Consider the following 14,705-nt stretch of genomic DNA (forward strand, 5'->3'; position numbering starts at 1 on the left):
TGTGGCGGAAGACATTCCGTTCTTCCTTGAAATCTTGGCTTACGATGAAAAAATCACTGACGCAGGTTCTGCAGAATACGCCAAAGTGAAACCACACAAGGTTATCGGTGCTATGAAGGTCTTCTCAGACCCACGCTTTAACATCGATGTCTTGAAAGTAGAAGTTCCAGTCAATGTGAAATACGTTGAAGGATTTGGTGATGGAGAAGTCGTTCATACACGCGAAGAAGCAGCAGCCTTCTTCAAAGCTCAAGACGAAGCAACAAATCTTCCATACATCTACTTGAGTGCGGGTGTATCAGCTAAACTCTTCCAAGAAACGCTTGTCTTTGCCCACGAATCAGGCGCAAACTTCAACGGTGTTCTTTGTGGACGTGCAACATGGGCTGGATCAGTTGAAGCCTACATCAAAGACGGTGAGGCAGCAGCTCGTGAATGGCTACGCACAACTGGATTTGAGAACATTGATGAACTCAACAAGGTTCTTCAAACAACAGCGACTTCATGGACTGAACGTGTATAAGTTTTCCCCCCTAATCTTAGGAACATTGATCTAAAAAAATTTAAAAAAAGTTGAATGTAAAGGTTTACAAAAAAACTTACTTGTGCTATACTTAAATCACAAGTTAATACAAGGTGAGTGTTACTAAGTAATATTAGGCATGATCACAGGTGAATTAGAAATCAATAGATTTTCTAGTTCATTTGTGGTCATTTTTTATACTCATATACCTTTAAGAGATAAAAGGAGGTTGCCATGTATCGAATTCTAAACCCAATGAATCACAACGTCTCGCTTGTCAGAAATGACAAAGGAGAAGAAGTGATTGTGATTGGTAAGGGGATTGCATTTGGAAAGAAGAAAGGGGACTTAATTGCTGAAAATCAGGTTGAGAAAATCTTTCGGATGAAGACAGAAGAGTCCAGAGAAAATTTTATGGCTCTGCTCAAAGATGTTCCGCTGGATTTTATCACAGTGACCTATGAGATTATTGATAAGCTTTCTAAGAAATATCATTATCCGATTCAAGAGTATCTCTATGTGACCTTGACAGATCATATTTACTGTTCTTATCAAGCTCTAACACAAGGAAGGTACAAGGATAGCAATCTGCCAGATATTTCTGCCAAGTATCCTATCGCTTTTCAAATCGCAAAGGAAGCCTTTGAAATCTATCGTCAGAAGTTGACAGATCATTTCCCTGAGGATGAAATTATTCGGATCGCTTATCATTTCATCAATGCCGAAGGGGAGAACGAAGTTCAAGTGGTTGAGTCGATAGACAAGAGGAAAGAAATCCTCAGGAATGTTGAAGAAGTGCTACAGACTTACGCTATTCAACGAACCAAAGAGAATAACCATTTCTATGACCGCTTTATGATTCATTTGAATTATTTCTTGGATTATTTAGACAGATCTAGAGATGATAACCAATCACTTCTGGATATGGAAGATCATATTAAACAATCCTATCCAAAAGCGTTCGAGATTGGTTCCAAGATCTATGATGTGATTACGCAACATACGGGTCTTGATTTGTATAAAAGTGAACGAGTTTATCTAGTTCTACATATCCAACGTTTATTGTCATAAAAATTTAATTAAAAATACATAAGGAGAATTCTATCATGAATAGAGAAGAAGTAACATTGTTAGGTTTTGAAATTGTTGCCTATGCTGGCGATGCTCGATCAAAACTATTGGAAGCTTTAAAGGCTGCTGAAGCTGGTGATTTCGCGAAAGCGGATAGCTTAGTTGAAGAAGCTGGTTCTTGCATTGCTGAAGCACATCACGCGCAAACAAGTCTATTGACCAAGGAAGCAGCTGGTGAGGATTTGGCTTATAGTGTGACCATGATGCATGGCCAAGACCACTTGATGACAACTATCTTGCTCAAAGACTTGATGCACCATTTAATCGAACTCTACAAGAGAGGAGTTAAGTAATGAACAAACTAATTTCATTTATCGAGAAAGGAAAACCTTTCTTTGAAAAACTGTCTCGTAATATCTATCTTCGTGCTATTCGTGATGGTTTCATTGCAGGGATGCCTGTTATTCTCTTCTCAAGTATCTTTATCTTGATTGCTTTTGTACCAAACTCATGGGGCTTTAAATGGTCTGATGATGTTGTTAATCTCCTCATGAAACCTTATAGCTATTCAATGGGGATTCTAGCTCTCTTGGTAGCTGGTACAACAGCTAAGTCATTGACCGACTCAGTAAACCGTAGCATGGAAAAAACCAATCAAATCAACTATATGTCAACACTTTTGGCAGCAATTGTTGGTTTGTTGATGTTGGCAGCTGATCCTATCGAAAATGGTCTAGCTACTGGATTCTTGGGGACAAAAGGTTTGCTTTCAGCCTTCCTTGCTGCCTTTGTTACTGTAGCCATCTATAAGGTTTGTGTTAAGAACAACGTAACTATTCGTATGCCTGACGAAGTTCCACCAAATATCTCACAAGTTTTTAAAGATGTGATTCCATTCACTCTTTCAGTTGTTTCTCTATATGTTCTTGATTTACTAGCTCGTCATTTTGTTGGAGCCAGTGTAGCAGAATCAATCGGTAAATTCTTTGCACCATTATTCTCAGCCGCGGATGGCTATCTGGGTATTACCATTATCTTTGGGGCCTTTGCCTTCTTCTGGTTTGTGGGTATCCATGGACCATCTATCGTTGAACCAGCAATCGCAGCTATTACCTATGCAAATGCCGAAGTCAACTTGAACCTTCTCCAACAAGGTATGCACGCTGACAAGATTCTTACTTCTGGTACACAAATGTTTATCGTTACCATGGGTGGTACTGGTGCGACACTGGTTGTTCCATTCATGTTCATGTGGTTGACCAAATCAAAACGAAACCGTGCAATCGGACGTGCTTCAGTAGTTCCAACTTTCTTTGGTGTAAATGAACCAATCTTGTTTGGTGCACCACTTGTATTGAATCCAATCTTCTTTATTCCATTTATCTTTGCGCCAATTGCCAACGTTTGGATCTTTAAATTCTTTATTGAAACGCTTGGCATGAACTCATTTACTGCCAACCTTCCTTGGACAACACCAGGTCCGCTCGGTATTGTTCTCGGTACAAACTTCCAATTCTTGTCATTTGTACTTGCTGCTTTGTTAATTCTTGTTGACGTAGCTATTTACTATCCATTCCTCAAGGTTTATGATGAACAAATCCTTGAAGAAGAACGTTCTGGTAAAGCCAATGATGAATTAAAAGAAAAAGTAGCTGCAAACTTCAATACTGCTAAAGCAGATGCGATTCTTGAAAAAGCTGGTGTAGAAGCAGCGCAAAACACAATTACTGAAGAAACCAATGTTCTCGTTCTCTGTGCAGGCGGAGGTACAAGTGGTCTCCTTGCAAATGCTCTAAACAAAGCAGCTGCGGAGTACAAGGTTCCTGTTAAAGCAGCAGCTGGTGGCTATGGTGCTCACCGTGAAATGTTGCCTGAGTTTGATCTGGTTATCCTTGCTCCTCAAGTTGCTTCAAACTTTGAAGACATGAAGGCCGAAACTGACAAACTTGGTATCAAACTTGCCAAGACAGAAGGTGGCCAATACATTAAACTGACTCGCGATGGAAAAGGCGCTCTTGCCTTTGTTCAAGAGCAGTTCGAAGAATAAAAGGTAAAGAGCGAAGAAGTGAGATGGAGTAATTCCTCCCAACTATATCCCCATCTCATTTCTATTTCTTGAAAGGTGAATCAAATGACAAAAACACTTCCAAAAGACTTTATTTTCGGTGGCGCAACAGCTGCCTATCAAGCAGAAGGTGCTACACATACTGATGGTAAAGGACCAGTAGCGTGGGATAAATATCTTGAAGATAACTACTGGTACACTGCTGAACCAGCCAGTGATTTCTATCACAAATACCCAGTAGACCTCAAACTTGCAGAAGAGTATGGTGTCAATGGTATCCGTATCTCAATCGCTTGGTCACGTATCTTTCCAACTGGTTATGGGAAAGTTAATGACAAGGGGGTTGAGTTCTATCATAATCTATTTGCAGAGTGCCACAAACGTCATGTTGAGCCCTTTGTAACTCTTCATCACTTTGATACGCCAGAAGCTCTACATTCAAATGGAGACTTCTTAAACCGTGAAAACATTGAACACTTTGTAGACTACGCGGCTTTCTGTTTTGAAGAATTTCCTGAAGTTAACTTTTGGACAACCTTTAATGAAATTGGGCCGATAGGAGATGGTCAGTATTTGGTTGGGAAATTCCCTCCAGGTATCCAGTACGATCTTGCCAAAGTTTTCCAATCGCACCACAATATGATGGTGTCTCATGCACGCGCGGTAAAATTGTACAAAGAGAAAGGCTATAAAGGGGAAATTGGTGTCGTGCACGCTCTCCCAACCAAGTACCCACTTGATCCTGAAAATCCTGCAGATGTTATTGCGGCAGAGTTGGAGGACATTATCCATAATAAATTTATCTTGGATGCAACTTATCTGGGTCACTACTCTGAAAAGACCCTGGCAGGGGTAGAGGCTATCTTGGCTGCCAATGGTGGTAGCTTAGATCTTCGTGAAGAAGATTTCGAAGTATTAGAAGCTGCAAAAGACTTGAATGATTTCCTTGGAATCAATTACTATATGAGTGACTGGATGGAAGCCTTTGATGGAGAAACTGAAATCATCCACAATGGGAAGGGTGAGAAAGGAAGCTCTAAATACCAAATCAAAGGCGTTGGTCGTCGTGTAGCTCCTGATTATGTACCACGTACGGATTGGGATTGGATTATCTACCCTCAAGGTTTGTATGACCAAATTATGCGCGTGAAGAAAGATTATCCTAACTACAAGAAGATTTACATCACTGAAAATGGCCTCGGCTATAAAGATGAGTTTGTGGATAACACTGTTTACGATGATGGTCGTATTGATTATGTGAAACAACACTTGGAAGTATTATCTGATGCTATTGATGATGGTGCAAACGTCAAAGGATACTTCATCTGGTCATTGATGGATGTCTTCTCTTGGTCAAACGGCTACGAAAAGCGTTACGGCCTCTTCTATGTTGATTTTGAAACCCAGGAGCGTTATCCTAAGAAATCAGCTCACTGGTACAAGAAACTAGCTGAGACCCAACTTATTGAATAAAATTCAACAAAAATTCCCCGCCAAAAGGCAGGGGAATTTTTATGGTTTTGATAAAAGAATGGTTGTTTGTTTCGACAGCTCTTCAAATGTCTCCTGACTCAGTTTGGAATCTGAAACGATGGTATCAATTTCTGAGATATTGTAGAAATTGTAAAAATCAAACTTATTAAACTTACTGTGGTCTGCCAGTAAGTATTTTTTATTGGCATTGTTCAAGGCGATTCGTTGTACCTCGCCCTCTTCTTCACTGAAAGTAGCAATTGCCTTATCCTTAATACCATTACAGCTTACAAAAGCTTTAGAAAACTGGAGATTGGTCAAATCCTGCAAGGTAAGTGTCCCTACAAAAGCACCAGTGATAGAGCGATAATTTCCACCAATCAAGATCAAATCTGTTAGTTTTCGTTCGTTTAGGATGAGAAAAACAGGAAGACTGTTTGTTACGACACGAATGTTATCAATAGGGAGCTCACGAGCAAAACATTCTAAGGTTGTTCCTGGCCCGATAAAAATAGTTTCACCTTCGTCAATCAAATGACCTGCAAAACGGCTAATTTCTTGTTTTTCAGCAATCTGCAAACCTTGTTTTTCGACGTTTGAGCGTTCGTTGTTTAAGAGAGAACCTGTACGAAGTTTTTCAGCGCCACCGTGCACACGAACCAGCAAATCCTTATCTGCCAATTCTTGTAAGTAGCGACGAGCTGTCATATCTGACACATCAAGACTCTCCATAATCTCTTTTACAGTAATAGTGCCTTTTGTGTTTACTGCTTCTAGAATACTATCTAGTTTTTCTTGCTTTAGCATCCTTATCACCTCGATTTCTACTATTATTATCTTACCATAAAACGCTCAATCAATCAAATAGAAAAAAACAAAATAAAACAAAAACAAAAATATCATGGTTGTTTTAAACAAACCATGATATTTTGAATGATTAGCCAAATTAGTCTAAACCGTAGTTGTAATCCTCGTCTTGCATGGCTTCAACTTCACCAAGGAGGTAACCATTTCCGACTTGAGAGAAGAAGTCGTGGTTAGAAGTTCCTGTTGAAATACCGTTCATAACGATTGGGTTGACATCATCAGCTGAATCTGGGAAGAGTGGATCTTGTCCTAGGTTCATAAGAGCCTTATTGGCATTGTAACGAAGGAAGGTTTTAACTTCCTCAGTCCAACCAACACCATCATAGAGACTTTCAGTGTAACCTTCTTCATTCTCATAAAGGGTATAGAGTAGGTCGTACATCCATTCTTTGAGTTTTTCTTGCTCTTCTTCAGGTAGTTCATTAAAACCAAGTTGGAACTTGTAACCAATGTAGGTTCCATGCACAGACTCATCACGGATGATCAGTTTGATGATTTCCGCAACATTGGCAAGTTTGTTATTACCGAGATAGTAAAGTGGTGTAAAGAAACCAGAGTAGAAGAGGAAGGTTTCAAGGAAAACGCTGGCAACCTTCTTTTCAAGGGGGCTACCATTGAGGTAGATTTCATTGATAATTTCTGCTTTTCTTTGTAGGTAGGGATTAGTGTTGGTCCATTCAAAGATTTCTTCAATTTCAGCCTTGGTATTCAAGGTTGAAAAGATTGATGAATAAGATTTAGCATGGACAGATTCCATAAATTGGATGTTGTTAAAAACAGCTTCCTCATGCGGTGTACGGATGTCTGCGCGAAGAGCCTGGACCCCTGTTTCAGATTGCATGGTATCAAGAAGGGTCAAACCACCAAAGACTTTTCCTACTAAGTCTTTTTCCTTGTTTGATAGTTTTCTCCAGTCATCTAGGTCATTTGACAAGGGGATACGCGTATCGAGCCAGAATTGCTCCGTCAGCTTTTCCCAAGTTGATTTGTCGATGACATCTTCGATGGCATTCCAGTTAATGGCTTTGTAGTAAGTTTCCATTTGAAATCTCTTTCTGTATGTAATAATGCGATTGTCGAATCATCTCTAGTTTATCATAGTCTGAGAAGAGTATCGCACAAAAAGTCGGAAGACCGACTTTTCATTTTTCCTAGTATTTAAGATACTTATCAAATTTTGTCTGGCGGGTAACTTAATCAGTAGTCTGAGAAAATGTGGTTGCCTCAGATGAAAATTAAATCACACAGCTCTCACATTGGTTCGCACCGACCTCTCCACCGTCGTCTGTAAAGGTACGGACATAGTAGATAGACTTGATACCCTTGTTAAAGGCATAGTTACGAAGGATTGACAAGTCACGTGTCGTTTGTTTATTTTCTTTCTTCCATTCGTAAAGACCTTTTGGAATGTCACTACGCATGAAGAGAGTGAGTGAAAGCCCTTGGTCCACGTGTTCAGTAGCAGCAGCGTAAACATCAATCACCTTACGCATATCCATGTCATATGCAGAAGTGTAGTAAGGGATAGTATCTGTTGACAAGCCTGCAGCTGGATAGTAGATTTTACCGATTTTCTTCTCTTGGCGTTCTTCGATACGTTGTGTAATCGGGTGGATAGATGCAGAAACGTCGTTGATGTAACTGATAGAACCATTTGGAGCTACAGCAAGGCGGTTTTGGTGATAAAGACCATCTGCTTGAACCTTTTCGCGAAGTTCAGCCCAATCAGCAGCACTTGGAATAAAGACATCTTTGAAGAGTTCTTTAACACGGTCTGATTTTGGAACAAACTCGCCTGTCACATACTTGTCAAAGTAGCTTCCGTTAGCATAGTCTGATTTTTCAAAGTTGTGGAAGGTGATACCACGTTCGCGCGCAATATTGTTTGACTCAACCAAGGTCCAGTAGTTCATAAGCATAAAGTAGATGCTTGTAAATTCAATTGACTCAGGTGATCCATATTCGATCAGTTGTTGCGCAAGGTAACTGTGAAGTCCCATGGCACCAAGACCAAAGGTGTGAGCCAAGCTATTTCCGTGGTCGATAGTAGGGACGGCTACGATGTGTGAACTATCTGTAACGAAAGTAAGGGCACGAACCATAGCGCGAATAGAACGACCAAAGTCAGGTGAAGTCATCATGTTGACAACGTTTGTTGATCCAAGGTTACATGAAACGTCTGTTCCCATTTGAAGGAATTCTTGAGCATCGTTGATCAAGCTTGGTTCTTGGACCTGAAGAATCTCAGAACACAAGTTACTCATGATAATCTTTCCATCTACTGGATTTGCACGGTTAGCCGTATCAATGTTGACGACATAAGGGTAACCAGATTCTTGTTGCAATTTAGAGATTTCAGTTTCCAAATCACGCGCCTTGATTTTTGTCTTGCGGATATTTGGATTTGCGACCAATTCATCGTATTTTTCAGTGATGTCGATGTAGTTGAACGGTACACCATACTCAAGCTCTACAGAGTATGGGCTGAAGAGGTACATTTCTTCATTTTTACGAGCCAATTCGTAGAATTTATCTGGGACCACAACTCCAAGTGAGAGGGTCTTAACACGAACTTTTTCATCGGCATTTTCTTTCTTGGTTGAAAGGAAAGCGATGATATCTGGGTGAAAGACGTTGAGGTAGACAACCCCAGCACCTTGACGTTGCCCGAGTTGGTTTGAGTAAGAGAAACTGTCTTCAAAAAGCTTCATAACTGGTACGACACCAGAAGCAGCACCTTCATAACCTTTGATAGGAGCTCCAGCTTCACGAAGGTTGCTGAGGGAAATTCCCACACCACCACCGATACGTGAAAGTTGGAGAGCTGAGTTGATGGAACGTCCGATAGAGTTCATGTCATCAGTTACTTGAATCAAGAAACAAGATACCAACTCTCCACGACGAGCACGACCAGCATTCAAGAAGGAAGGAGTAGCTGGTTGATAGCGTTGGTGGATGATTTCATTGGCAATATCAGTCGCAATCGCTTCATCCCCGTCAGCAAAATAAAGCGCGTTAAAGAAGACACGGTCTTCCATACTTTCAAGGTAATATTCACCGTCATTAGTCTTCAAGGCATACTGGTTGTAAAACTTATAGGCAGCCATGAATGATTTGAATTGGAAGTTTTGGTCCTTGATAAATTGATGCAATTCTTCCAAAAACTCTGGACGGTATTTCTTGAGAAATGCAGTTTCGATGTAGTTATGTTCAATAAGGTAGTTGATTTTATCAGTAATTGAATCAAAAACCATGGTATTTGGAACTACATTTTCTTTAAAGAAGGCATCCAAGGCTTCCTTATCTTTATGAAGCATGATTTGTCCATTGACAGGACGGTTGATTTCGTTATTGAGACGGAAGTAAGTTACGTCCTCAAGATGTTTTAATCCCATAAAATTTCCTTTATCTAATTACAAAAGAAAGGCCTCTAAGTTAGCCCTAGAAGCAATCTCTTCTGGATGATGTACTAAGATTATGCTAATTGTTTCAGTTTTCCTGGTTGGAAGCCTGAAAAGACTTCAGTTGGTGTTTGGATAACAGGAGCTGCGCTGAAACCGAGCTCTTTAACTTGATCGATGTACTCTGGTTGCTCGTCGAGATTGATCTCACGATAAGCGACATTGTTGCTGTCCAAGAAACGCTTGGTCATCTTACATTGGACACAGTTGTTTTTAGAATAAACGGTTACCATTTTCGTAACTCCTCTTTCAAAATAGATTACTTTCTTAGTATATCAGAAAAAAAAACTTTGTCAAACTTTTTAAACTAAATCTTGTGCTAAAAAGTTACAGTTTCAAAAACAAAGCACAAGATATAGTGTTTTGTCAGAGTGTAAAATTGGGTTTTCATTGAACTATCAAAGTTTATCAAAACAAAAAAACTATATACTGTATATTGGTAAGATAAATAGAAGATTTTCAGCAAGTTATCAGAAAGGAAAACGAAGAAAATAGCAAAAATCGTAAGAACAGGAATAAGTCTAGCTGAGACAATACTTTAATAAAATAGAAACTGTAATATTTACGAAAAAAAGAAATTTTCTACACAAGATGTCCCAATATTTTGTATTAGAATATCTAAAATATAACCAAAGTGGAAATGACAGATTATGATGTATTCATAAAAATGGATCATTGGTTAATTTTATATAGGATACTTATGAGTTTCGTATCCTTTCATAAGGAGTATATAAATACAATGTTTGAAAAAGTTCATTTTATGTGATACACTATCTGTGATTATAAGATTAAAAAATGGATATCTGAATGCTTTTGTTTGATAGAGAATGTTATCAGATTATAATTAGATTAAATGAATGAAAGAACACAGAATTAGGAGGCGCGTGGTGAAAGAAAATGATGTTATTTTAAAACGGCAATCGACTCAAATATTTTTTAAGAATGGTGATACGGATTTTTTCTTCAATTGGTTGTTAGGAATCGGTGAAATTTTTGGTTTCTCTCATGGAGAGCTTTATTATCTTGCTCAAAGATTGGGGAACTCACCAAAGCCTGATGACTGGAAAAATGTATTTTTATCGCATGTAAACTACCTTGAACAAGAAGCAAGTAATTCAGGATTGAGTGAACAAACAAAGGCGCAGTATTATCTTGCACAGACCTACTCACTTCGCTCGGCAATCCAATTTACCGATCCATTTTCTGAAGAGTATTTACCGACCGTTCGTCAAATGGAGAAGGTGTTTTCTAGTGCAATTCATTCACTAGGTGCACCGATTGAAAAATTAACTATTCCCTATCAGGGTTCTTACTTGCCTGGTTATTATCTTCATAGCGACGATAATTGCCCAACGATAATCATGATTGGTGGAGGTGATACTTATCGCGAAGATTTATTTTACTTTGCAGGATATCCTGGATGGATACGAAATTATAATGTTTTAATGGTTGATCTTCCTGGTCAAGGGAGCAATCCTAGTAGAGGGCTGGTCTTTGATGTGGATGCTTCTATTCCAATTTCATTATGCATAGACTGGTTGGAAAATAGAAATCCTAAACTAAATTATTTAGCTATTTATGGTGTCAGCGGAGGGGGATATTTTACTGCACAAGCTGTCGAAAAGGATCCAAGAATTCATGCTTGGATTGCTAGTACCCCTATTTACGACGTTGCAGAACTTTTCAGAAAAGAATTTGGATCAAGTTTGAAAGCACCTAGTTGGTTAATAAATGCCATTTTAAAATTAGCTGGAAATTGGAATGAATCAGCAAATTTAAATCTTAAAAAGTATGCATGGCAGTTTGGTACTTCTGATTTTAAGAGTGCTATTGATGATGTATTTAACCATGCAAAGATTGTGGATTACCAAAAAATTCAATGCCCATGCCTTTTTATCATGGGAAAGGGTGAGGGTGCTGAACTGCAGCATCAAACTAAGGTGATTTATGAAGAACTTAAATCTAAAAATCAACAAACTAAACTTCAAGTATTTGAGGCGGAAAGTGGTGCGGACGCTCATTGCCAAGTCAATAATCTAAGACTCGCCCATAATGTCGTTTTTGATTGGTTGGATACTTTATTTGAATGGAATCAATCAAAGTTTTAGTTCTACTTATACCACTTAGATATATCTACCTTTTTACTGTTAGGGGCTACAAACTTATTTTACTTTAAGTAGCAAATTGGATAAATTCTCTACTGTTGATGGTAAGAGTAGGTTTTAGAATTTCAGGATTTGATGAAGTCTTTTCAAATAATGGATTTACTGAGTTATATTAATTATAGTTAAATAGTATTATTTCATTATTTACTAGGATTGTCCTCTGATTGGTATTAAGGGAAAATAGCTTTGAAAATTGAATTTTGATGATGACATTCTTTGAACAATTAGTGTTTAGATATGCTATTTAGTTACTAGAGTGCTCATTTAATAGAAAAAGAAGTAATTTCATTTTCAGTAAAAGTCCATAAAATACTTGAAAAATTATCTAGAAGGTGATATAATACAGTCTTGTAAGGGTTATCACATATAACTCAAAAAAGAAATAACTAAAGGAGAGTCAAACTATGGCTTCTAAAGATTTCCACGTAGTGGCAGAAACAGGTATTCACGCGCGTCCAGCAACATTGTTGGTTCAAACAGCTAGCAAATTTGCTTCAGATATCACTCTTGAATACAAAGGTAAATCAGTAAATCTTAAATCTATCATGGGTGTTATGAGTCTTGGTGTTGGCCAAGGTGCTGACGTTACAATTTCAGCTGAAGGTGCAGATGCTGACGACGCAATCGCTGCTATCACTGAAACTATGGAAAAAGAAGGATTGGCATAAGGAAAATGACAGAAATGCTTAAAGGAATCGCAGCATCTGACGGTGTTGCAGTTGCAAAAGCATATCTACTCGTTCAACCGGATTTGTCATTTGAGACTATTACAGTCGAAGATACAAACGCAGAAGAAGCTCGCCTTGATGCCGCTCTACAGGCATCACAAGACGAGCTTTCTGTTATTCGCGAGAAAGCAGTAGGTACGCTCGGTGAAGAAGCAGCTCAAGTTTTTGACGCTCACTTAATGGTTCTTGCTGACCCAGAAATGATCAGCCAAATCAAGGAAACAATCCGTGCGAAGAAAGTGAATGCAGAAGCAGGTCTGAAAGAAGTAACAGACATGTTTATCACTATCTTTGAAGGCATGGAAGACAACCCATACATGCAAGAACGCGCTGCGGATATCCGCGACGTGACAAAACGTGTATTGGCCAACCTCCTTGGTAAAAAATTGCCAAACCCAGCTTCTATCAATGAAGAAGTGATTGTGATTGCGCATGACTTGACTCCTTCAGATACAGCTCAATTGGACAAAAACTTTGTAAAAGCTTTTGTAACCAACATTGGTGGACGTACAAGCCACTCTGCTATCATGGCGCGTACACTTGAAATTGCAGCAGTATTGGGAACAAACAACATCACTGAAATCGTTAAAGACGGTGATATTCTTGCCGTTAACGGTATCACAGGTGAGGTTATTATCAATCCAACTGATGAGCAAGCGGCTGAATTCAAGGCTGCTGGTGAAGCTTATGCGAAACAAAAAGCTGAATGGGCTCTCTTGAAAGATGCTAAAACAGTAACTGCTGATGGCAAACACTTTGAATTGGCTGCCAACATCGGTACTCCAAAAGACGTTGAAGGTGTCAATGACAACGGTGCTGAAGCTGTTGGTCTTTACCGTACAGAGTTCTTGTACATGGATTCTCAAGACTTCCCAACAGAAGACGAGCAATACGAAGCTTACAAGGCTGTACTTGAAGGAATGAACGGTAAACCTGTTGTCGTTCGTACAATGGATATCGGTGGAGATAAGGAACTTCCTTACTTCGATATGCCTCACGAAATGAACCCATTCCTTGGATTCCGTGCCCTTCGTATCTCTATCTCTGAGACTGGAGATGCTATGTTCCGCACACAAATCCGTGCCCTTCTTCGTGCGTCTGTTCACGGTCAATTGCGTATCATGTTCCCAATGGTTGCGCTCTTGAAAGAATTCCGTGCAGCGAAAGCAGTCTTTGACGAAGAAAAAGCAAACCTTCTTGCTGAAGGTGTTGCAGTTGCGGATAATATCCAAGTTGGTATCATGATCGAAATCCCAGCAGCAGCCATGCTTGCAGATCAATTTGCTAAAGAAGTTGACTTCTTCTCAATTGGTACAAACGACTTGATCCAATACACAATGGCAGCAGACCGTATGAACGAACAAGTTTCATACCTTTACCAACCATACAACCCATCAATCCTACGCTTGATCAACAATGTGATCAAAGCAGCTCACGCTGAAGGGAAATGGGCTGGAATGTGTGGTGAGATGGCTGGTGATCAACAAGCTGTTCCACTTCTTGTCGGAATGGGCTTGGATGAGTTCTCTATGTCAGCAACATCTGTACTTCGTACGCGTAGCTTGATGAAGAAATTGGATACAGCTAAGATGGAAGAGTACGCAAACCGTGCCCTTACAGAATGCTCAACAATGGAAGAAGTCCTTGAACTTCAAAAAGAATACGTTAATTTTGATTAATCGAAAAGTCCTTGCAACTCAGTTGCAGGGGCTTTTTTAAAGAATTTTCAAGAAAATCTTTTTTATATAAAGTCCATTCTAGAGAAAGTAGCGGTGAAGAATAAAAAAATACTTAACTGGTTCATAAAATTCTTGACAAGTTGCAAATTTAGGAGTAAACTATTAACCAGTTAATTAATAGAGAGGAGTTTCTGCAATTTAGAAATGAATTGCAAATAGAAATATCAAAAAAGAAAGTGAGTTTCAATGAAAATTAATAAAAAATACCTTGCTGGTTCTGCGGCAGCTTTAATTTTAAGTGTCTGTTCTTACGAGTTGGGACTGTATCAAGCTAGAACAGTCAAAGAAAATAATCGTGTTTCCTATATAGATGGAAAACAGGCGGCACAAAAAACGGAGAATTTGACTCCTGATGAGGTCAGCAAAAAAGAAGGCATTAACGCGGAGCAAATCGTCATCAAGATAACAGACCAAGGCTATGTCACTTCGCATGGCGACCACTATCATTATTACAATGGGAAGGTCCCTTATGATGCCATCATCAGTGAAGAGTTGCTGATGAAGGATCCAAACTACCAGCTCAAGGACGAGGATATTGTCAGTGAAATCAAGGGCGGTTATGTTATCAAGGTAGATGGAAAATACTATGTTTACCTTAAGGATGCAACCCATG

At 39.2% G+C, this 14,705-nt stretch carries 13 protein-coding genes; 9 read left to right on the forward strand and 4 right to left on the reverse strand.

All coding sequences use genetic code 11. The features are described from left to right. From HMPREF3057_RS07780 to lacG, 5 genes are all read left to right on the forward strand, one after another. A partial coding sequence (locus HMPREF3057_RS07780; protein WP_142350351.1) for a tagatose 1,6-diphosphate aldolase occupies positions 1–523 on the forward strand: 523 nt, incomplete at its 5' end. Between the two features lie 234 nt (positions 524–757). After that, positions 758–1,594, forward strand: coding sequence for a PRD domain-containing protein (locus tag HMPREF3057_RS07785; RefSeq protein ID WP_070697104.1), 837 nt, complete (start codon positions 758–760; stop codon positions 1,592–1,594). Between the two features lie 35 nt (positions 1,595–1,629). Continuing rightward, complete coding sequence (locus HMPREF3057_RS07790; RefSeq protein WP_001078323.1) at positions 1,630–1,947, forward strand: PTS lactose/cellobiose transporter subunit IIA; 318 nt, start codon at positions 1,630–1,632, stop codon at positions 1,945–1,947. Then, positions 1,947–3,641 carry a lactose-specific PTS transporter subunit EIIC gene (locus HMPREF3057_RS07795; protein ID WP_049520256.1) on the forward strand — a complete coding sequence of 565 codons (1,695 nt, stop codon included), beginning with the start codon at positions 1,947–1,949 and terminating at the stop codon, positions 3,639–3,641. Before HMPREF3057_RS07790 ends, HMPREF3057_RS07795 begins: the two co-directional genes overlap by 1 nt. A gap of 84 nt (positions 3,642–3,725) precedes the next feature. Continuing rightward, a complete protein-coding gene (lacG, locus tag HMPREF3057_RS07800) occupies positions 3,726–5,132 on the forward strand; it encodes a 6-phospho-beta-galactosidase (protein WP_049477712.1) in 1,407 nt (468 codons plus the stop codon). Between the two features lie 39 nt (positions 5,133–5,171). Here the strand turns inward: lacG and HMPREF3057_RS07805 are convergent, their stop codons facing one another. From HMPREF3057_RS07805 to nrdH, 4 genes are all read right to left on the reverse strand, one after another. Next, positions 5,172–5,939, reverse strand: a complete 768-nt coding sequence (locus tag HMPREF3057_RS07805; RefSeq protein WP_070697106.1) for a DeoR/GlpR family DNA-binding transcription regulator — start codon at positions 5,937–5,939, stop codon at positions 5,172–5,174. A gap of 139 nt (positions 5,940–6,078) precedes the next feature. Next, positions 6,079–7,041, reverse strand: a complete 963-nt coding sequence (gene nrdF, locus HMPREF3057_RS07810; protein ID WP_000451372.1) for a class 1b ribonucleoside-diphosphate reductase subunit beta — start codon at positions 7,039–7,041, stop codon at positions 6,079–6,081. 193 nt (positions 7,042–7,234) lie between these two features. Beyond that, a complete protein-coding gene (nrdE, locus tag HMPREF3057_RS07815; RefSeq protein WP_049484412.1) occupies positions 7,235–9,394 on the reverse strand; it encodes a class 1b ribonucleoside-diphosphate reductase subunit alpha in 2,160 nt (719 codons plus the stop codon). Between the two features lie 80 nt (positions 9,395–9,474). Next, positions 9,475–9,693 carry a glutaredoxin-like protein NrdH gene (gene nrdH / locus HMPREF3057_RS07820; RefSeq protein WP_000259240.1) on the reverse strand — a complete coding sequence of 73 codons (219 nt, stop codon included), beginning with the start codon at positions 9,691–9,693 and terminating at the stop codon, positions 9,475–9,477. A gap of 654 nt (positions 9,694–10,347) precedes the next feature. Here nrdH and HMPREF3057_RS07825 point away from each other — a divergent pair. The 4 genes from HMPREF3057_RS07825 to HMPREF3057_RS07840 all read left to right on the forward strand — a co-directional run. Then, positions 10,348–11,568, forward strand: a complete 1,221-nt coding sequence (locus HMPREF3057_RS07825) for an alpha/beta hydrolase family protein (RefSeq protein ID WP_000661899.1) — start codon at positions 10,348–10,350, stop codon at positions 11,566–11,568. 461 nt (positions 11,569–12,029) lie between these two features. Next, entirely contained in the window at positions 12,030–12,293 is a 264-nt protein-coding gene (locus HMPREF3057_RS07830; RefSeq protein ID WP_000146948.1) for a phosphocarrier protein HPr, read from the forward strand. Positions 12,294–12,298: 5 nt separating this feature from the next. After that, the gene (ptsP, locus tag HMPREF3057_RS07835; protein ID WP_000138129.1) at positions 12,299–14,032 is read left to right on the forward strand and encodes a phosphoenolpyruvate--protein phosphotransferase; all 1,734 of its coding nucleotides are present in this window, start codon (positions 12,299–12,301) and stop codon (positions 14,030–14,032) included. A gap of 246 nt (positions 14,033–14,278) precedes the next feature. Further along, positions 14,279–14,705: pneumococcal-type histidine triad protein (locus HMPREF3057_RS07840; protein ID WP_142350357.1), on the forward strand; the 427-nt coding region annotated here is incomplete at its 3' end.

The organism is Streptococcus sp. HMSC072D05 (assembly GCF_001815805.1).
Taxonomy (GTDB): Bacteria; Bacillota; Bacilli; order Lactobacillales; family Streptococcaceae; genus Streptococcus.

Coding starts and splice junctions, on each gene's coding strand:
- nrdF (WP_000451372.1), bottom strand. CDS start 7,041: ATGGAAACTTACTACAAAGCCATTAACTGGAATGCCATCGAAGATGTC.
- lacG (WP_049477712.1), top strand. CDS start 3,726: ATGACAAAAACACTTCCAAAAGACTTTATTTTCGGTGGCGCAACAGCT.
- HMPREF3057_RS07795 (WP_049520256.1), top strand. CDS start 1,947: ATGAACAAACTAATTTCATTTATCGAGAAAGGAAAACCTTTCTTTGAA.
- HMPREF3057_RS07785 (WP_070697104.1), top strand. CDS start 758: ATGTATCGAATTCTAAACCCAATGAATCACAACGTCTCGCTTGTCAGA.
- nrdH (WP_000259240.1), bottom strand. CDS start 9,693: ATGGTAACCGTTTATTCTAAAAACAACTGTGTCCAATGTAAGATGACC.
- HMPREF3057_RS07830 (WP_000146948.1), top strand. CDS start 12,030: ATGGCTTCTAAAGATTTCCACGTAGTGGCAGAAACAGGTATTCACGCG.
- HMPREF3057_RS07805 (WP_070697106.1), bottom strand. CDS start 5,939: ATGCTAAAGCAAGAAAAACTAGATAGTATTCTAGAAGCAGTAAACACA.
- nrdE (WP_049484412.1), bottom strand. CDS start 9,394: ATGGGATTAAAACATCTTGAGGACGTAACTTACTTCCGTCTCAATAAC.
- ptsP (WP_000138129.1), top strand. CDS start 12,299: ATGACAGAAATGCTTAAAGGAATCGCAGCATCTGACGGTGTTGCAGTT.
- HMPREF3057_RS07790 (WP_001078323.1), top strand. CDS start 1,630: ATGAATAGAGAAGAAGTAACATTGTTAGGTTTTGAAATTGTTGCCTAT.